The 17,583-nt window shown below is 63.0% G+C and carries 19 protein-coding genes; 7 read left to right on the top strand and 12 right to left on the bottom strand.

What is annotated here, in order from left to right; translation table 11 throughout:
• Positions 1-288: 288 nt before the first annotated feature.
• The 11 genes from EK416_RS16905 to meaB all read right to left on the bottom strand — a co-directional run bounded on the left by EK416_RS16905 (position 289) and on the right by meaB (position 11,059).
• Positions 289-1,305, bottom strand: a complete 1,017-nt coding sequence (locus tag EK416_RS16905) for a histidine kinase dimerization/phosphoacceptor domain -containing protein (RefSeq protein WP_127079565.1) — start codon at positions 1,303-1,305, stop codon at positions 289-291.
• Between the two features lie 371 nt (positions 1,306-1,676).
• Positions 1,677-2,672, bottom strand: coding sequence for an Ldh family oxidoreductase (locus EK416_RS16900; protein ID WP_127079563.1), 996 nt, complete (start codon positions 2,670-2,672; stop codon positions 1,677-1,679).
• A 17-nt stretch (positions 2,673-2,689) separates the two neighbouring features.
• On the bottom strand, positions 2,690-3,631 hold the full coding sequence (locus tag EK416_RS16895; RefSeq protein WP_127079561.1) for a hydroxyacid dehydrogenase: 942 nt from the start codon (positions 3,629-3,631) through the stop codon (positions 2,690-2,692).
• Positions 3,632-3,706: 75 nt separating this feature from the next.
• Positions 3,707-4,972: a UxaA family hydrolase gene (locus EK416_RS16890; RefSeq protein ID WP_127079559.1), complete on the bottom strand. Its 1,266-nt coding sequence runs from the start codon at positions 4,970-4,972 to the stop codon at positions 3,707-3,709.
• 10 nt (positions 4,973-4,982) lie between these two features.
• Positions 4,983-5,297, bottom strand: a complete 315-nt coding sequence (locus EK416_RS16885; RefSeq protein WP_127079558.1) for a UxaA family hydrolase — start codon at positions 5,295-5,297, stop codon at positions 4,983-4,985.
• A 158-nt stretch (positions 5,298-5,455) separates the two neighbouring features.
• Positions 5,456-6,469, bottom strand: a complete 1,014-nt coding sequence (locus EK416_RS16880; protein WP_127079556.1) for an ABC transporter substrate-binding protein — start codon at positions 6,467-6,469, stop codon at positions 5,456-5,458.
• A 108-nt stretch (positions 6,470-6,577) separates the two neighbouring features.
• A complete protein-coding gene (locus tag EK416_RS16875) occupies positions 6,578-7,456 on the bottom strand; it encodes an ABC transporter permease (RefSeq protein ID WP_127079554.1) in 879 nt (292 codons plus the stop codon).
• Entirely contained in the window at positions 7,449-8,294 is an 846-nt protein-coding gene (locus tag EK416_RS16870; protein WP_127079552.1) for an ABC transporter ATP-binding protein, read from the bottom strand. The genes EK416_RS16875 and EK416_RS16870 overlap by 8 nt, the downstream gene beginning before the upstream one ends.
• A gap of 267 nt (positions 8,295-8,561) precedes the next feature.
• Positions 8,562-9,380, bottom strand: a complete 819-nt coding sequence (locus EK416_RS16865) for a glycosyl hydrolase family 28-related protein (RefSeq protein WP_164730078.1) — start codon at positions 9,378-9,380, stop codon at positions 8,562-8,564.
• Entirely contained in the window at positions 9,316-10,044 is a 729-nt protein-coding gene (locus EK416_RS16860) for a pyroglutamyl-peptidase I (RefSeq protein WP_127079548.1), read from the bottom strand. Before EK416_RS16860 ends, EK416_RS16865 begins: the two co-directional genes overlap by 65 nt.
• 4 nt (positions 10,045-10,048) lie before the next feature.
• A complete protein-coding gene (gene meaB, locus EK416_RS16855; RefSeq protein WP_127079546.1) occupies positions 10,049-11,059 on the bottom strand; it encodes a methylmalonyl Co-A mutase-associated GTPase MeaB in 1,011 nt (336 codons plus the stop codon).
• 129 nt (positions 11,060-11,188) lie between these two features.
• Here meaB and EK416_RS16850 point away from each other — a divergent pair, with 129 nt between their 5' ends.
• Positions 11,189-11,461 carry a hypothetical protein gene (locus EK416_RS16850; protein ID WP_127079544.1) on the top strand — a complete coding sequence of 91 codons (273 nt, stop codon included), beginning with the start codon at positions 11,189-11,191 and terminating at the stop codon, positions 11,459-11,461.
• A gap of 48 nt (positions 11,462-11,509) precedes the next feature.
• On the opposite strand, the gene EK416_RS16845 is transcribed toward EK416_RS16850, so the two are convergent.
• A complete protein-coding gene (locus tag EK416_RS16845) occupies positions 11,510-12,100 on the bottom strand; it encodes a general stress protein (protein WP_127079542.1) in 591 nt (196 codons plus the stop codon).
• A gap of 177 nt (positions 12,101-12,277) precedes the next feature.
• Between EK416_RS16845 and rpoZ the strand changes: the two genes are divergently transcribed.
• The 6 genes from rpoZ (at position 12,278) to acpS (ending at position 17,581) form a co-directional block, all read left to right on the top strand.
• Positions 12,278-12,688: a DNA-directed RNA polymerase subunit omega gene (gene rpoZ / locus EK416_RS16840; protein WP_127079540.1), complete on the top strand. Its 411-nt coding sequence runs from the start codon at positions 12,278-12,280 to the stop codon at positions 12,686-12,688.
• 132 nt (positions 12,689-12,820) lie between these two features.
• Positions 12,821-15,061: a RelA/SpoT family protein gene (locus tag EK416_RS16835; protein WP_164730108.1), complete on the top strand. Its 2,241-nt coding sequence runs from the start codon at positions 12,821-12,823 to the stop codon at positions 15,059-15,061.
• A 38-nt stretch (positions 15,062-15,099) separates the two neighbouring features.
• Complete coding sequence (pyrE, locus tag EK416_RS16830) at positions 15,100-15,693, top strand: orotate phosphoribosyltransferase (RefSeq protein WP_127079536.1); 594 nt, start codon at positions 15,100-15,102, stop codon at positions 15,691-15,693.
• A gap of 76 nt (positions 15,694-15,769) precedes the next feature.
• Positions 15,770-16,360 carry a DUF2062 domain-containing protein gene (locus EK416_RS16825; protein WP_127079534.1) on the top strand — a complete coding sequence of 197 codons (591 nt, stop codon included), beginning with the start codon at positions 15,770-15,772 and terminating at the stop codon, positions 16,358-16,360.
• An 8-nt stretch (positions 16,361-16,368) separates the two neighbouring features.
• The gene (locus tag EK416_RS16820; protein ID WP_127079531.1) at positions 16,369-17,166 is read left to right on the top strand and encodes a pyridoxine 5'-phosphate synthase; all 798 of its coding nucleotides are present in this window, start codon (positions 16,369-16,371) and stop codon (positions 17,164-17,166) included.
• A gap of 13 nt (positions 17,167-17,179) precedes the next feature.
• Positions 17,180-17,581 (top strand): holo-ACP synthase, encoded by a 402-nt coding sequence (acpS, locus tag EK416_RS16815; protein WP_127079529.1) that lies wholly within the window; start codon positions 17,180-17,182, stop codon positions 17,579-17,581.
• The last annotated feature ends 2 nt before the right edge of the window (positions 17,582-17,583 follow it).

The following is a 17,583-nucleotide window of genomic DNA, read 5'->3' as shown; positions in this document are numbered from 1 at the left end:
AATGATATAAATATTTGCGCGGCATCGTTTTGTGACCGACCGCAGGGCACCCGATGCGTGTATCGACGGGCGATGCTACGCAAAATACCTCTCAGTAATACTTGATCTAAGCGCGAAGATTCAGATAAATTCGAGAACGATGGATACGGTTCCGTCAAACAATGAAATGCTCTATTGCGCGTTTCCGAGGAGCGGGCGCAACGCGCCAGACCTAGCGACGCTTCGAGTCATCCAGCGGGCGTTCGAGGAGGGCCGATATCCGTTTGACGAGTGAAGGCGGAATCCCGGTCATGCGACCAATGTCTGCAACTTGGGCCGCTTGACTGCGTGGAATTTGATTTTCGCTTCGGTCCCTTTACTCGACGAGTGAATTTCGAATTCGCCCCTGAGTTGATTGGTAAGTTCCCGCACCAAAACCAATCCCCTTCCGGAACCAAAATCTCCATTCCGCAAACCGACCCCGTCGTCAGAAACGCAAAGCTGACACTCCGATCCCGAGACCGTGAGTGTCAGGGTGATCGAGCCGGGGCGCGAATTCGGAAAGGCATATTTCATCGAATTGGTAACAAGCTCATTCACAATGAGGCCAAGCGGCAAGGCTTCCGCGAACGTAAGATCAACGTTTTGAACCTTCTGTTCGAGCCGTATGTCACTTCTCATTCCCTGGCTATTTTTGATAGCCTCAAAGATTTCTCTTAAAAAGCGGGTGCTATCAAGGGTGATGGTACCGTCGACGTTGTTGCAAAGCTGCCTGTGAAGCCGCGCAAAAATAAGGATTTGTTCCACAGTTTCATCGAGCGCGGTTTTTGCTCCCGAGTCTCGCACATCAGAGGCTCTCAATCGGATGAGCGACGCAGCAGCCTGAAAGTTGTTGGCAACTCGATGGGTCATCTCGTTCAGCATCAGTCGGCTGTGCTCCTCGTGTTGTTTTGCGAGGGAGGCAGTCTCCTGCTCGGCGATGATCGACGCCACCATCCTTGCGAGCGCCGAAACGCTGATCGCGCCGATAACGGCGTACGCTTCGATTGCGATGAGATCGCCAGCATACTGGATCCGTAAAGAACGATAAGGCTCGAAGAAAAGAAAAGACAAGACCGAGCTGATAGCGATGGCGAGGAAGCCGTTGACGCGGCCGAAAGCCAACGCGCAGCAGGCAGATGCGATGTAGCACAGGAGGAAGGGCTCGCCAGGCACTTCGATGGCCACTGGCAACTGTATCAGCGCTGCCGATGTGATGACCGCTCCCGTAATCATGAGCCGTAAAGACATCGGCCAGGAATTTAATTTAACAAGCCATGCCACCATTAAATCACCATCTTAGAGAGAGCTAAAGCATCAGAAGGCGGAATTATGGCTGCATTGCGAATTTAAGCTGAGCGTTGCCTCTCGTACTATTCCGATTTTTGTTGGAGGAGTAATCAAGGTTAGCGACGTCGTCAATTTTTCATGAACTTCGATTTCGGATTTCTTCATGTATCGCGCGAATAATAGAAAAGCCGGAATCAACGAATGGTGCCGATGCCTGCATTATCGGCGCACAAACTGTGCGGCTCGCCGCACACCGAGCCTGCTGCCGCATCGGGCGGGACACCGCTTGCCGCCAGCCCTTCCGCCGCCGCTGACGGTCATGAACGGCCCGGATTACAGCGCCATCGGGACCGCCGTTCCACGTGGGCCTATGCCCCAAGCGCTGCGATTTCCGCAACGAGCGGTTCTGCGACGTCGAGCCCATCCCGGCGCGAGGCCGCGCGGATCTGATATCGCCGCGCTCCCGGCAGGCGCGCGCCTTCCTGCGCTTCGATCATGCGAGCGAGCACTGCGAAACGCTCAAGGGCGTTGTCGGAGAAGACGAGCGGGTCGATGGCGATCAGGAGTTGGCCGGTAGCAGGCGGTTCGCCGATGTCATCGAGGAAGGACGTCGCTTCCGAAGCGAAGCGCGAACCGGTCAACCCGGCGGCCAGAAGCTCCACCATGAGCGCGAGCGCCACGCCCTTTGCGTCGCCGAGCGGGGCCATGGTGCCAGCCAGCGCGGCTGCCGGGTCGGTCGTCGGGCGGCCTTCGGCATCCATGGCCCAGTCGGGCGGGATCGCCTCGCCCTTGCGCTTGGCCGCGATGATGTTGCCGCGCGCCACCTTCGACAGCGACATGTCGACGACGATGGGATCGCCGGCCGGCAGCGGACAGCCGAAGGCGAGCGGGTTCGTGCCGAAAAGCGGGGTTCGCCCGCCCCAGGGCGCCATCGCGGCGGGGGCGTTGGCAAACAGCAGCGAGACGATACCGTTTCGCGCCAGCGCTTCGACCGGCAACCCCGCCGCGCCGCAATGATGCGAGCGCGTGACGCCTGCCAGCGCGATGCCGTGCTTGCGGGCGAGCGGGACGAGCCGCTCGACGGCGAGTTCCAGCGCGGGATAGGCGAAGCCGTAACCGGCGTCGATGAGAAGCGCCGCAGGGCGCGTGAGCGTTGCGGATGGGACCGCGTCGCCCTTCACTTTCCCCGACTTCAACTGCGCCGCGTAGGTCGGCACGCGCACCAGCCCGTGCCCCTTGAGGCCATCCGCCTCCGCGGCAACGAGCGCGTGAGCGGTGCTGGCGGCACTGGCCGCATTCGCGCCCGAGCGTTGCAGGGCTTGGGCGGTCAGCTCTTCCGCCTCGTCGATGGTCAAGATCGGCATTATCGGCTCCGAATGCGTCAGGCTTCGGCAAGATGGCGGCGGACATTGGCGACGGTCAACTCCGACACGCGCCGGTTCGCCTCCGCCGTAAGCCCCGCGATATGCGGCGTTAGAACAAGGTTTGGCAAGCCCTCGAAGCGTTCTGCGTAGCCTTGCGGAAACGGCTCCGCCTCGAACACGTCGAGCGCCGCGCCGCCAAGCCGCCCTTCGCGAAGGGCGCGGGCCAGCGCGCGCTCGTCCGCCACGCCGCCGCGCGCCGTGTTGATGAGGATAGCGCCGCGCTTCATGCGGCTAAACGCGCGCTCGTCGATGAGGCCGTGCGTGGCATCGGTCAGCGGCACGTGAAGCGATAGGATGTCCGACGCGGCGAGCAGCGCGTCGAGGCCCAGCGGCTCCACGCGGCCGAAATCCTGCGTCCATGCCGCATCGTCGTTGGCGACGAAAGGATCGTGAGCCGCGACCGTCATGCCGAGAGCCGCCGCACGTCGCGCCACGTGCCGCGCAATCGCGCCGAAGCCGACAAGGCCGAGACGCTTGCCGTAAACCTCGCCGCCGTTCATCAGCGCCTGACGCGGCCAGCCGCCTTTTGCCAGTTCTGCGCTCGCTCCGAACGCGCCGCGCATGAGCAGCAGCGCCGCCGCGATCACATATTCCGCAACGGAAATGTCGTTAGCGCCGGTGGCGGGATAGACAGCGATGCCGCGCGCCTTGCATGCGGCGGTGTCGATGTTGTCGAGGCCGACACCGAGACGGCCAATACATCTGAGCCGCGCCGCCGCATCGAGGAGCGCGCCCTTCACCTGTGTGCGGTTGCGCACGATGAGCGCGTCCGCGTTGGCAACCTCGGCGAAGAGTGCGTCGCGCTTGTCGACCAGTTCGGGATCGTAGACGACCTCCACGCCGGGCAACCCGGCGCGCAGCATGTGCTCGTCCATGAACTCCGTCACCACAACTTTCATGGGTTCTCCCGATCCGCCGGGCGCGCTCGCTGCTTTCGCATGCGCGCGCCCGGCTGAGGTTCGGCTTATCGCGTGTCAGGCGCTGCGATAAAGCTTGGTGATGACGAACTCGCGGTGGCCGAGCGCTTCCGCCGCCGTGAGCCGCCCGTTCGCCGTGCGCACGATCATGTCGATGAGCGAGTCGCCCGCCTGACTGATGGTGATCTCGCGCCGCAGAACGCCCGACACGTCCACGTCGATATGCTCGCCCATGGTGCGGATCGTGCGCGGATTGCCGCTGATCTTGATGACCGGCAGGATCGGGTTGCCGATGACGTTGCCCTGACCTGTCGGAAAGGTGTGGACCACGTAGCCCGCAGCCGCCATCAGCGTCACGCACTCGGCCGCTGCCGAGGATGAGTCCATGAAGTAGAGGCCGGGGCCTTTCGCGGGTGCCTCGGCGGGCTCAAGCGCGTCGAGGAACTTGGAATTGTGGCCGATCTTTTCGAGGTTGCCGAGCGCCTTCTCTTCGATTGTGGTGAGGCCGCCCGCGATGTTGCCCTTGGTGGGCTGGCTATCGGAAAGGTCGTTCGTCTTGTGCGCTTCGATCACGTCTTCCTGATACGCCTTCCACATGGCATACCACTTCTCGCCAATCTCGGGCGTCGCGGCGCGCTCGCGGGCCAGATGCTCCGCGCCGGTGATTTCGGTCGTTTCGCCGAAGACGCCATAGATGCCGAGCGGGATCAGCTTGTCATACATGTTGCCCACTGCGGGGCAGGAGGAAAGGCCCGTCGTCGTGTCGGACTCGCCGCACTTCGTCGAAACCCAAAGCTCGGAGATCGGGGCTTCCTCGCGCGGCAGTTCGGTCGCCCATTGCACGAACTTCTTCGCCGCGTAGCTCGCCTTCGCGACGGTCGCTATGTCGCCGTGACCCTCGATCCCGAAGCCGACGACGGGCTTGCCCGTCTTCGCGATGCCTTCGACGACGCGGTTCGTCCACTGGTCTTCGATGCCGATCACGACGACGGCGGCGACGTTCGGATTGGAGCCTGTGCCGATCAGCGTGCGGAAGAAGAGTTCGAGGTCTTCGCCGAACTGGAGGCGGCCATAGGCGTGGGGCAGCGCCAGCGTGCCCTTGACCTGCGCCGCAACAGCTTCGGAAGCCGCATTGGAAAGGTCGTCGAGCGGCAGGATGACGACGTGATTACGAACGCCGACGCGGCCGTTTTCGCGCCGCCAGCCCGTGAAGGTGGCCTTCGCGTAGTCCTGCGAGGCCCGTTTTCCGGAAAGCGCTGGAGTGAAAAACTGATCCGGGGCGCCCCCGACGAACGGGCTTTCCTTGCCTTGCACTATGCTCATCGTGGCGTCCTTACCAGCGCTTGGTCTTGAGATTGTGGATGTGGACGTGCTCGCCCTTGGCGACGTCCTTCACGATGCGGCCGACGTCCTGGCCGTATTTGATGGCCGTGTCGCCCGCTTTCAGATCCTTGAGCGCGACCTTGTGGCCGATCGGGATGTCCTGTTTCACCAGTAACTGAAAGGGCGCGTCGGTCTCGGTGATCACGCCGAACGCGGTCGTGCCTGCGCTCAGCCCCTCGATCACCGCAACGGCCACGTTGTCCGCCGGATTGTGGGCGAGGACATGCGGAATGCTGCCCCCATCCCGTTTCGCGGGTTCGCTCATATCTGATTTTCCTTAGTCATTTCTCACGCTTGTATACGATATCGCCGATGCAATGAAGACGCCCCGCCAAGCTTATGCGCCGGCGGGGCGCGCGACAGTCGCAATTTTCGGTTACCGTCAATCTGCCTCGCCTCGCTCTATCCGAGCGCTCAGCGGTCTCAGCTTCCGGGCAGGTGATGGATGTCGTCGAAGAAGACGTCCTTCCAGCTTGCGGGCTTCGCCAAGATCGCGCCCGTCGAATACATGAAGTCCGCATAGTCGACGATCTTCTTGGGCGTGAGCGTCCATTCGTTTTCGGGCTTCTGGATAAGCTCCGCTGCCTGCTCCGGCGTCAGCTTCGATTTTTCGGCCTTGACCCAGATCTCGGCGGCCTTCAGAGGCTCGGCCTTGATGAAAGCGATGGCCTCCTCAAGCGCGGCGAGAAACGCCTTGATCACCTTCGGATTTTCGTCGTGGAACTTCGACGTCGCCCAGACCGAATTGTAGGTGTGCGGGCCGCCGAGCACTTCGTAGCTGTCGAGCACCTTGTGGACGCGCGGATCGGCAAGCTCGTCATAGGCAAAAGGCGCGGCGGTGAAGTGCCCCGTGACCTCCGATTTTCCGCTCAGAAGCGCCGCCTGACCGTCCGGGTGGCCGAGCGAGATCGTGATCGAGTCGAGCTTGTTCGCCTGACCCTTGCCGAACGCTTTCTCGGCGGCAATCTGCAACGTCACCGCCTGAATCGAGGATTTCACGGCGGGCAGCGCGATCTTGTCCTTTTCCGTGAAGTCCTTGATGGTCTTAACGTTCGGGTTGTTGGTGTTGAGAATGATCGGCATCGCGTTGAAGGACGTGACGCCCTTCACCTTGAAATTGTTCTGCGTCTTGCCCCAGATCGTCAGGAGAGGCCCCACCCCGCCCGATGCGAAATCGAGGTTGCCGGACAGGATCGCCTCGTTCATGCCCGAGCCGCCGGTGAAGCGCAGCCACTCGACCGACACATCGAGGCCGAGTTCCTTCGCGTGCTTTTCGATAAGTTTCTGCTCTTCGAGAAGCACCAGCGGCAGATAGGAAATGCCGAACTGCTTCGCGATGCGGACGGTGCCGGTTTCGGCGTTCGCCTGTGGCATCGCTGTTGCGAGAAGCAGGAACCCGGCGACGGCAGCCGCCAAACTTCGGAACAGGTTTTTCATGATCTTTTCCCCTCTATCGCGAGCGACGGCTCGCGCAAATTTTCACGCCGTCCGACAAGGCAAGCGCTGCGCCGGACAAGCGGCGGCTCGCGCCGCGACCGCCCGGATTCAAGACTGCATGCCCCAACGCCGCACGGTCCTTTCCTCAAGCGTGCGGAAGATCAGCCCTTCCACCGCAAGCCCGATCAGGATCACCGTGAAAAGCCCGGCGAAGACGTTCGCGATTTCGAGCTGGTTCTTGTTCTCGAAGATGAACCAGCCGAGACCGCCGCTTCCCGAACTGACGCCGAACACGAGTTCCGCCGCGATCAGCGTGCGCCATGCAAAGGCCCAGCCTACCTTGAGGCCCGTGATGAGGCTTGGCAGCGCCGCAGGAATGAGGATCTGACGCACTGTCGCGAACAGACCGAGGCCGTAGTTCCGTCCGACCATGCGCAGCGTCGGCGATACGGACTTGAAGCCCGAATTCGCATTCAGCGCGACAGGCCAGAGTACCGAATGAACGAGGACGAAAACGATGCTCTGCGTGCCCAACCCGAACCAGATCAGCGCCAGCGGCAAGAGCGCGATGGCGGGCAGCGGATTGAACATCGCGGTGAGCGTTTCGAGGAGATCGTCGCCGACGCGCGTAACGAGAGCGAGCACGGTGATGGCCGCGGCGATCAGAATGCCGAGGCTGTAGCCCGTCAGCAGCACCTTGAGCGATGACCAGACGCGCCCGGGCAGCGTGCCGTCCTCGATGCAGTCGACGAAGGCCGTAACGGTCTGGAAAAAGGTCGGGAAAAGCAGGTCGTTGTTGAGCTGGCGCGCGTACAGCTCCCACGCCGTGGCGAGCAGGACGAGGATGACGCTCTTCCGGAAGACGCCGCTCATCCACAGCCGCGCGGCAAACGAAATTCGCTTTTCGGTCGGGCCGATGGCGGACGTCGCCTTTGTCTCGAAGAAGACGTCGGGGCGCTCCACGGCGCCGGTCACGGGCTCAGACATGCGCGGGTGCGTGTGCGGCCGCGCCGTCACCGTCCGAGAAGAGAATATCGTGGATCATCGTTTCGAGCCCCGCGTCGGAAACGCCGTCGCCACGCGAGCCGATCTCCGCCTTGACCTGCCCCGGCAGCGCGGACAGGAGCAGAATGCGGTTGCCGAGCTTGACGGCCTCGCTGATGGAGTGCGTGACAAACAGGAGTGTGACCCGCGTGTCGTTCCACAGCCGCAGCAACTCGTCCTGCATCCGGTCGCGGGTCAGGGCGTCGAGGGCCGCAAACGGCTCGTCCATCAGGAGAATGTCCGGCTCCATCGCCATTCCCCGCGCGATGGCCACGCGCTGTTTCATGCCGCCCGAGAGCGTATGCGGATAGGCATTCGCAAACTTGTCGAGCTTGACCTTCTCGATGTAGTACGCGGCGCGGTCTTCGGCTTCGGCGCGGGAAAACTTGCCCGTGGCGCGCAGCGGAAAAAGGATGTTCTCGCGGACCGTTTTCCACGGCGCGAGCTGATCGAACTCCTGAAACACCATCATGCGGTCGGGGCCGGGTTTCCGGATCTTCTGTCCGTTGAGAAGAATTTCGCCTTCGGTAGGCCGGATGAAACCGCCCACTGCCTTCAGCAGCGTCGATTTTCCGCAACCCGAAGGGCCGAGCAGGATGTAGCGGTCCGATTTGAAGACGTTGAAATCCACGCGATAGGTGGCGGTCACGATGCGGTCGCGCGTCTTGTATTGAAGCGTCACGCCATCGAGCGTCAGAAAAGGCGCACCCTCCGTGCTTCGTCGGGGCGCACTCACCGGTTCGCCGACAAAATCGGGCTGGCTCGGTCTTGAGAAAAACATCGTATGGCTCGGCCGGTTTGCGGTTTCGCCAAATTATTCTTTGAAGGTACGGAAAGTGTCAAACAAGCGGCGCAGTGTATACATTCCCCGGCAAGTATTATATCGGGAAAAGATGCCGCTCGTATTCCTCGTTTGCAGGTTGAATTTTGCGTCAGCCCCACGATGCGCGGCATCTGCATTCTTTAGGGATCGCCCGCGAATTTTGCGGCCCGGATCAGCCTGCCTCGATCGGCGTCGCTGACGGCGCGGCGCGCCGGACGTCAACGGTCACATCGACACATTCGCGGCGATGGCGAGGTTGCGAAAGGCTTCCGAGCCGCCGCGCGTCAGATCCTTGCCTATTATCGTCTCCCCATCGAGCGCGCGTATGCCGCCTTCCCTTGCACCGGCGATCAGATTCATCGTGATCATGGCGTAGCCCTGCTCGGCGCTTGAAACGCCGATGCCGACCGAAGTCCCGTCGATGGAGTTGGCGATCACGCTCACCGTGCCAAGCCGCCACGCGTTGCCGATGCGAAGGCCGAAGCGCCCGCGACCGCTGACAAGGTTGTTCGTGACGAGGCCGTCGCCTTCGACCCAGATGGCGGCTTTCGCACAGGAGGACGCGCGATTGCCGGTGACGAGCAGGCCCGAGCCCCCGCAATAGAGCCCGTCGCCGTCGCTCGAAAGAACCTCGCACTCTGCCACGGTCAGATTGCGGCATTCGCGCGCGACGAGGCCCTGATTGACGAAGGACAGACCGCGCAGGGTCACGCTCTCTTTGCCGACGCACTCGAATGCCGGGCGGCCGGGTGGCGCGACGATCACGCTTAGGCCCGACGTTCCGATGAGCGTTGCCCTGGCCGGGAGCTGGACGCCCGACACACGATAACTTCCTGCCGGCACGAGGATCGGCTGCCCCGCTTCGGCAAGCGCGTCGATGGCCTTTTGCAGCGCGGACGTCTGATCCGCTTCGCCGTTCGCGATGACGCCGAAATCGGAGAGCGCCCTGCCGGACCTCTCCGCGACGGCGACAGCCGCTTCAGCCGCGCTCGCGCCGAACAGGGCCGCCGCTCCGCCCAAGCCTATGAAATGTCTGCGATCCATCGCGGTATCGTCTCCTGCCTTGGCGTGCCGTTTGCCTCTTCGCGCGTAGCACGGCTTCGGCGGCGGCCTGAACGAGAATTCGGGCGGCATCCACGGCTTGCGTTATCGTTATGCGGGAACGCAGCGAAGGATCACCCAGAACCGGCATATGAATGAACGCGGCCAGCGGCCCGCCATCGCCCTCGCGCGTAAGGCTGCGGTAGTAAAGTGCGTTGCAAAGATAACGGCCGGCGTTTCGCGACAGTTCCGCTGGAACGTTCGCCCGGCGCAAGGCGCGTATGAGGTGAAGCGGAGCGAGCGTCGGCGCGAGGAGCGGCTTGCCCGCACGCACGAGCGGCATCGGCGGAGCGATCCGGCCATGGGCGTCCGGTCGCTGGCCGCACATGTTCACTGCGCGGGACTCGATCTCGAAGGCCGTGGCGCGCCTCGAAACGCCAAAATGTAGCACCGCATCGGGCGCGAAAGCGGCGACGGCGCTGCTTGCGGCCTTATGGGCGCTCTCCCAGGTCACGGGAAGAACCGCGGTTGAAACCTCGATCCCGTTTGCGCGGAATGGGGCCTGCGTCGCAAGGAGGCGCACGAGAGTCTCCGACGCGTTATGCGGCACACCTGGAAAAGGGCCGAAGCCGGTCACGAGCACGCGGATGGGATACGCGCGTTTCATTGGCTCAACCGCGCCCGAAAATCAGGGCGGTCACCTCGTCGGCGGCGACGGACGGCGGTTTGACGCCGCTGCGTACCTCGCTTTCGAGCGCGGCGATTTTCGCGGTAGCCGCTTCGTTCGCAAGAAATGCCTGCCGGATCTGCTCCTCGATCATCGCGTGCATCCAGCGCACGTCCTGATCGCGGCGCTTGGACGTGAACTCCCCTGTCGCTTCGAGGGTTGCGCGATGGGTGAGCACATTCGTCCACAAATCGTCGAGGCCGATGCCATCGCGCGAGGAGATCGTGATGACGGGCGGTTTCCACGTTGCGCTCGCGGGGGTGAGGATGTGGAGGGCGGCGCGATAATCTCCGGCGGCGCGGCGCGCGGCGTGCTCGTTACCGCTGTCGGCCTTGGTAATCGCGATCAAGTCGGCGAGTTCCATCACGCCTTTCTTGATGCCCTGCAATTCGTCGCCGCCGCCCGCGATCATCAGCAGAAGGAAGAAATCCACCATGCCGGCGACCGTGACCTCGGATTGCCCGACGCCGACCGTCTCGACAAGGATCACGTCGAAGCCTGCCGCCTCGCAAAGGAGGATCGTTTCGCGCGTTGTCCGCGCCACGCCGCCGAGCGTTCCCGAGGATGGGGAGGGTCGAATGAATGCGTTCTCTTCCGCGGCGAGCGATGCCATGCGGGTCTTGTCGCCAAGGATCGCGCCACCCGACCGCGTCGAGGACGGATCGACCGCGAGCACGGCCACGCGATGCCCCTTCCGCACAAGCAGCGTTCCCAGCGCGTCGATCATGGTCGACTTGCCCGCGCCCGGCACGCCGGTTATGCCGACACGGAGCGCGCGCCCTGCCGCATCGTTCAGTGTCGTCAGCAAAAGCCGCGCCTTCACGCGGTGCGCGGGTTTTCGGCTCTCGATCAGGGTGATGGCGCGCGCGACGGACACGCGATTGCCGGAGCGAACGCCCCGCGCAAGTTCTTCGACGTCTTTTTGATCCGCATGCGGAAGCGATTCAGCGCTCATGTGAAAGGCTTAGAAGAACCGCGTCCGAGAGACAAGATGTGCGCGGCCCAAAAAAGGTTAACGGGCGGTCTCGAATTGCGAAACAGTTTTCCACTTCGTATGATGGCGCGAACAGAAGCGCGAGGCACGATGATCGACGAGTCCGATATTGCGACGCTGAACCGGCGCCTGACGCTTCTCGAAGAAGACGCGAAGGGCGAAAAAACCGTGTCCCGCCACATCCTGCGCAAGGTGACGGATAATGAAAACGCGCTCCTTGAGGTCAAGGCGGAACTCGGCGACATCCGGAAAGAAATGTCGGCGCTAAGAAACGAGATCGTCGCGCTTCGCTCGGATCTCCCGGGCATCGTGGCGACCTGCGTGACAGCGATCATTCGCGAGGAGTTGTCGCGCGGGCATTGACCCCCGTGAATGACAAGGAAGGGATGCAGGAAGCGCATCCCCCTCTGATTACATCGCGCGCGGCTGTTGTCTGCCCGTGCCGCTTTCCTTTTGAGGAAAGGCGGCGGCCCTATCGCGATCACCGTCATTCCGGTACTCGTCGGCGCGCGCCTTAATATCGACCGGGTGATGGCGCCGCATGATGCGTTCCGCTTCGTCGGCCTTGTCCTCATGGACGCGGACTGAGACGAGCGTGCCGCCACGTTTCAGCGACTCCGCGTAAGCTTCGGCTTCGTCTTCCGAAATGCCGTAGGCGACCAGCCCGCCGAGAAGACCACCCGCTACCGCACCCGTCGCCGCGCCTGCGAGCGTCGTTGCCAGGACGCCCGCCGCAACGAGCGGGCCGATGCCCGGTATGGCCACAAGTCCCAGTGAAGCGAGCATGCCTGCCCCTGCGCCTGCAACGCCACCAAGCGTTGCGCCTGTGGCGGCGGCATCTCCCTCCTCGTTCTCCTCTATTGCGCGGAAAGCCTCGTCAGCCTTCGGATTGGTGCCGATGATGCTGATTTCGTCGCGGTGGAAACCGGCCGCCTCAAGCTCTCTTATGGCGCAACCGGCGCTTTCGTAGGTATCGTAGACGTGAGTTATGCTGACAGTCATGACATGTCTTCCGCATTGAGTGGCGCTTCATCTCTCTTGTCAGGAAAAGGCATGCAGGCATGCGCATGTTCCGGCCGGGGCAAGGGAAAGCTTCCGGCAAGCCACTCGTGCCAACTTGAGCTTGCAAATGCTGGGCGGCGGTCCTATTTTAGCGACCTTCCAACATTTGAGGTGTTCATGGCACGCGTCACCGTAGAAGATTGCGTTGATAAGGTATCGAATCGCTTCGAACTTGTGCTTCTCGCCGCGCACAGGGCACGGGCGGTGTCGGCCGGCGCGCCTATCACGATCGATCGCGACAACGACAAGAATCCGGTGGTGGCGCTTCGCGAAATCGCCGATCAGACCGTTTCGCCGGAAGATCTCAAGGAAGACCTGATCCACTCGCTGCAATCCCATGTCGAGGTCGACGAGCCGGAAGCCGAGGCTGCGCCGTCGCTGCCGAGTTCGCGGCAGGTCAACGTGCTCGGCCCGGACGATCAGTTCGCCGATCAGCAGATCGACCGCATCACCGAGGAAGAGCTTCTCCAGGGGCTCGCGCGCAGCATTCCGGCCGAGGCCGCGAGCGGCGGGCGCTCGAAGGGGTAAATTCGCTGTTCACGGCGCTGCGTCACGCTTGGTTAAGTTCGGAATTTCACTTATTCTCGTGGCGTAAATAAAGAACAACAGACAGTCGAGGCCGTGCAGCTTGAAACTCGAACGAGATCGCAACCGCCCGCAATCATGCGGCAGTACGATCTCGTGGAAAAGGTGCTGAGCTACAATCCCAAGGCGAATGAGGCTCTCCTTAATCGCGCCTATGTCTATGCCATGCAGGCGCACGGCCAGCAGAAGCGCGCGTCGGGCGATCCGTATTTTTCCCATCCTCTGGCGGTTGCCGCTATCCTGACCGGGCTCAAGCTCGACGACGAGACGATTGCGACCGCCCTTCTTCACGACACGATTGAAGACACGCAGGCCACAAAGGACGAGATCGAGAAGCTTTTCGGTCCGAACATCGCCGCGCTCGTGGACGGTCTCACCAAGATCGAAAAGCTGAATCTCGTCTCCAAGAAGACGCAGCAGGCCGAAAATTTCCGCAAGCTCCTGATCGCCATTTCGAGCGACGTGCGCGTGCTGCTCGTCAAGCTCGCGGACCGGCTGCACAACATGCGCACGCTCGAGCACATGAAGCCCGAGAAGCGCCGCCTCATCGCCCAGGAGACGATGGATATCTATGCGCCGCTCGCCGGTCGCATGGGCATCCAGGAAATCCGCGACGAGCTGGAGGAACTGTCCTTCCGCTGGCTGCATCCGGCGGCTTACGAAACGCTGATGTCCCGCCTCAACGTGCTGCGCGAGCAAAATCGCGGGCTGACCGAGGAAATCGCGAGCGAACTCAGGACCAAGCTCGAAGCGCAGGCCATCAAGGCGGACGTTACCAGCCGCGAGAAGAAGCCTTATTCGATCTGGCTCAAGATGCAGAACAAGCAGATCGGGCTTGAGCAACTGTCCGATGTGTACGGCTTCCGCGTCATCGTGCCGGAGGTGCAGGATTGTTATACGGCGCTCGGCGTCGTGCATCGCACGTGGCGCGTCGTGCCGGGCCGCTTCAAGGATTACATCTCGACGCCGAAGCATAACGATTACAAATCGATCCACACGACCATCGTCGGGCCGCGTCACCAGCGCGTGGAACTGCAAATCCGCACCGCCGAGATGCATCAGATCGCGGAATATGGCGTTGCCGCGCATTCGGGCTACAAGCTCGCCGCGCTGGCGAAGCTGCACGGCGACGAGCAGGCTGCGCAAGGCCCGCAGCCAAGCGAGAGCATGGCCTATCAGTGGCTCCGCAAGCTCGTCGACAACCTCCTCGAAGGCGACAACCCGGAAGAATTCCTGGAGCATACGAAGCTCGAACTTTTCCTCGATCAGGTATTCTGCTTCACACCGAAGGGCCGCCTCATCGCCTTGCCCCGCGGCGCGAATGGCATCGACTTCGCCTATGCGGTTCACACGCATATCGGCAATCATTGCGTCGGCGTGAAGATCAACGGCCGGCACATGCCGCTTTTGACCGAGTTGAAGAACGGCGACGAGGTGGAGATCATCCTTTCGGAGGCGCAGACACCGCCCGCCGCGTGGGAAAATGCCGTCATGACCGGCAAGGCGCGCTCCGCCATCCGCCGCGCCACGCGGGAGGCCGTGCGAAAGCAGTATCTCGCCCTCGGCCGCGACATCATGAAAGCCGCGCTGGAGCGTGCCGACAAGGCGCCGGACACCGAATTGTCGCCCATCCTGCCGCGCTTTGCGTTGAAAACGGCGGAAGATCTGCTGACGGCCATCGGACAGGGCGAGATCGCGGCGGACGAGGTGCTCGGCGCACTCGACCCGAATTTTCGCAGCGATGTGCCCCCGAAGCGCCGCACGATCACGCGCGACGAGGCGGGTTGGTTCAATCTCGGCCGCGTGGCCGGATTCAAGTTTCGCTGGGCCGGGCTTCTCACCGGCTCGGACCGTGAGTTGCGAAGCAAGGGTGTTCCGCTGCAAAACGCGGACGGTTCGCCCATCGTGAAGCTGGCGGAGGGCGGCGCAGTGCCGGGCGAGCGTATCGTCGGCATTCTCGATCCCGGCAAGGGCATCACGATCTACCCCATCCACTCGGCGAAGCTGCGCGCCTTCGAGGACCAGCTCGACCGCTGGATCGATGTCACATGGGACATCCGGGAAGGCACGACGGAGCTTTACCCTGCCCGCATGCAGGTGACCGCGCTCAACGAGCCGGGAAGTCTCGCCCGCATCGCGAGCGTGATCGGCGCGGCGCGCGCCAATATCGACAAGCTGCAAATGGTCACCCGCGCGCGAGACTATACGGAGATGCTCATCGACATCGAGGTTCTTGACCTCAAGCATCTGACGGATATCGTCAACGGCGTCAAAAACCTGCCCGTGGTCAGCTCTGCGAGCCGCGTGATCGACTGACCCGACATCTCCTTTCAGACCTCTCGAAAGATTTCTCCATGCTCACAGACGATGCCGTGCTCACAGAATTCCGCGACGCTGGCGCGCTGCTCGAAGGCCACTTCATCCTGTCGTCGGGCAACCACTCAACCGCCTATCTCCAATGCGCGCGCGTGCTGATGGACGCGAAGCGCGCCGAGCGCCTCTGCGCGGCGCTCGCCGGGAAGATCCGCGCTGCGGGCCTCGCCGACGGCATCGATCTTGTCGTGTCGCCGGCGATGGGGGGCGTCGTCGTCGGCTACGAGATGGGCCGCCAGCTCGGCCTGCCCGCGATCTTCTTCGAGCGTGTGGATGGAGCGTTTGCCCTCAGGCGCGGCTTCCGCATCGAGAAGGGGCAGCGCTGCATCATGGTGGAGGATGTCGTCACGACCGGGCTGTCGTCTCGCGAATGCATCGAAGCTGCGGAAGCGGCGGGGGGCACTGTCGTCGCGGCCGCGTCGCTCGTCGACCGCTCGGGCGGCCGCGCGAAGCTTCCGGTGCCCTTCGTCCCGCTCATTCGGCTTGACATTCCCATCTTCCCGCCCGATCAAATCCCTGCCTCAGTCAAAGGTATAGCTGCTGTGAAGCCGGGCAGCCGGGGCTTGAAGGTTTAACCGGCGATACCGATTCTGCCGGGAGGCGGAAGAGGTTGGCATTCGCGAAGGCGTTTGGCTTTCCAGGCTGGGATTGATGCTTTTCAAACGCAAGGAACCGCTTTCGATCGGCAGACGGGTGCGCAACGCGCTCTGGCCGACGCGTAGCTTCGACCGTTCCATGCGATACATGTTCTATCGCCTCGCCCGCATCAAATCGACGCCTCACAGCATCGCGCTCGGCTGCGCGGCGGGCGTGTTCGCGATCTTCACGCCGTTCTTCGGCTTCCAGATGCTGCTGGCGGCGCTGCTGGCAATCTTGCTGCGCGGCAATATCTTCGCCTCGCAAGTGGGCACGTTCGCCGGCAATCCGATCACCTATCCGCTGATCTGGGTTTCGACCTTCACGCTCGGCAGCGTCTTCCTCGGCAACCCGGCGAATGCCGACCTCAGCCACTTTCAGACCGGCGCGCAGGCGCTCGGCGAAAGCCTGACAAACGGCTCGCCTGACGGTATCGCCACAGCCGTTCAGGGGCTCTGGCCGGTGCTGAAGCCGATGGCGCTCGGCGCGCTGCTCCTCGGCGGCGCCGTTTCGGCGGCCGTCTATGTGTTCATCCGCCGTCTGCTCGAATTGCAGAAGAGCGCGCAGCGCTCCGCTCCGGCAAAGACGGCTGCTTCCCTTCGGTAAGTGAGATCATGTCCGTAAGCTCTCCCGTTCGCCTCGGCCTCAACATCGATCATGTCGCGACACTCAGGAACGCCCGTGGCGGCGCGCGTCCCGATCCCATCGAAGCGGCGCGTCTTGCCGTGATGGCGGGCGCGGATGGCATCACGGCGCATCTGCGCGAGGATCGCCGCCATATCCGCGACGAGGATATCCGCCGCATCAAGGCCGAAATCGCCGCGCCGCTCAACCTTGAGATGGCCGCAACCGAGGAGATGACCGGCATCGCGCTCAAGACGAAGCCGCATGCGTGCTGCATCGTTCCCGAGCGGCGTCAGGAGTTGACGACCGAAGGCGGTCTCGACGTCGCGGGCAGCGCAGAGCACCTGCTCCCGGTCGTGAAGCGCCTCGTCCAAGGCGGCATACGCGTGTCGCTTTTCATCGATCCGGAGCCGCGCCAGATCGAAGCCGCCGCCCGCCTGGGTGCGCCGGTGGTCGAACTGCACACCGGCCAATATTGCGAGGCGTGGATCGCGCGCGAAGAGGCGACCGCGCGTGCCGAACTCGACCGGCTGGCCAGGGCCGCCACGCTTGCAGCCTCCGCCGGTCTCGAAGTCCATGCGGGGCATGGCCTTGACTTTGAGACCGCGACGCATCTCGCCGCCTTCCCCGAGATCCGCGAACTCAACATCGGCCACGTGATCATCGGCGAAGCGGTGTTCATCGGCCTGCCGGAAGCGATCCGCCGCATGCGGGCCGCCATCGCGAAGGGCGTCGACAAGCGGCCCGGCGGGCACGCCCCGGCCCAGCAGCAACAGCAGCAGCAATAGCGACGCGCTCGCCATGATCATCGGCATCGGCAGCGACCTCACCGACATCCGCCGCGTCGAAAAGACCATCGCGCGCTATGGCGAGCGCTTTCTCGATCGCGTCTTCACGGAGACGGAGCGCGCGAAATCCGATGCTCGGGCGGCGCGGGCGGCGTCCTACGCCAAACGTTTCGCGGCGAAAGAGGCGTGCGCGAAGGCGCTTGGCACGGGCCTGTCGGAAGGCGTCTTCTGGCGCGACATGGGCGTAACGAACCTTCCGACCGGCGCCCCCACAATGCGGCTCACGGGCGGTGCGGGCCAGCGGCTTGCGGCGCTGCTGCCCGATGGCCACGAGGCGCGCATTCACCTGACCATCACAGATGACTACCCGCTTGCGCAGGCTTTCGTGATCATCGAGGCTCTGCCGAAGGCATAGGG

It is taken from the genome of Rhodomicrobium lacus, from assembly GCF_003992725.1.
Taxonomy (GTDB): domain Bacteria; phylum Pseudomonadota; class Alphaproteobacteria; order Rhizobiales; family Rhodomicrobiaceae; genus Rhodomicrobium; species Rhodomicrobium lacus.
Note: the sequence above shows the minus strand (reverse complement) of the source record. Positions and strands in the feature narration are given on the sequence as shown.

Coding starts and splice junctions, on each gene's coding strand:
- EK416_RS16905 (WP_127079565.1), bottom strand. CDS start 1,305: ATGGTGGCATGGCTTGTTAAATTAAATTCCTGGCCGATGTCTTTACGG.
- acpS (WP_127079529.1), top strand. CDS start 17,180: ATGATCATCGGCATCGGCAGCGACCTCACCGACATCCGCCGCGTCGAA.
- EK416_RS16885 (WP_127079558.1), bottom strand. CDS start 5,297: ATGAGCGAACCCGCGAAACGGGATGGGGGCAGCATTCCGCATGTCCTC.
- EK416_RS16850 (WP_127079544.1), top strand. CDS start 11,189: ATGATCGACGAGTCCGATATTGCGACGCTGAACCGGCGCCTGACGCTT.
- pyrE (WP_127079536.1), top strand. CDS start 15,100: ATGCTCACAGACGATGCCGTGCTCACAGAATTCCGCGACGCTGGCGCG.
- EK416_RS16890 (WP_127079559.1), bottom strand. CDS start 4,972: ATGAGCATAGTGCAAGGCAAGGAAAGCCCGTTCGTCGGGGGCGCCCCG.
- EK416_RS16870 (WP_127079552.1), bottom strand. CDS start 8,294: ATGTTTTTCTCAAGACCGAGCCAGCCCGATTTTGTCGGCGAACCGGTG.
- EK416_RS16820 (WP_127079531.1), top strand. CDS start 16,369: ATGTCCGTAAGCTCTCCCGTTCGCCTCGGCCTCAACATCGATCATGTC.
- rpoZ (WP_127079540.1), top strand. CDS start 12,278: ATGGCACGCGTCACCGTAGAAGATTGCGTTGATAAGGTATCGAATCGC.
- EK416_RS16900 (WP_127079563.1), bottom strand. CDS start 2,672: ATGCCGATCTTGACCATCGACGAGGCGGAAGAGCTGACCGCCCAAGCC.
- EK416_RS16825 (WP_127079534.1), top strand. CDS start 15,770: ATGCTTTTCAAACGCAAGGAACCGCTTTCGATCGGCAGACGGGTGCGC.
- EK416_RS16895 (WP_127079561.1), bottom strand. CDS start 3,631: ATGAAAGTTGTGGTGACGGAGTTCATGGACGAGCACATGCTGCGCGCC.
- EK416_RS16845 (WP_127079542.1), bottom strand. CDS start 12,100: ATGACTGTCAGCATAACTCACGTCTACGATACCTACGAAAGCGCCGGT.
- EK416_RS16865 (WP_164730078.1), bottom strand. CDS start 9,380: ATGGATCGCAGACATTTCATAGGCTTGGGCGGAGCGGCGGCCCTGTTC.
- meaB (WP_127079546.1), bottom strand. CDS start 11,059: ATGAGCGCTGAATCGCTTCCGCATGCGGATCAAAAAGACGTCGAAGAA.
- EK416_RS16880 (WP_127079556.1), bottom strand. CDS start 6,469: ATGAAAAACCTGTTCCGAAGTTTGGCGGCTGCCGTCGCCGGGTTCCTG.
- EK416_RS16875 (WP_127079554.1), bottom strand. CDS start 7,456: ATGTCTGAGCCCGTGACCGGCGCCGTGGAGCGCCCCGACGTCTTCTTC.
- EK416_RS16860 (WP_127079548.1), bottom strand. CDS start 10,044: ATGAAACGCGCGTATCCCATCCGCGTGCTCGTGACCGGCTTCGGCCCT.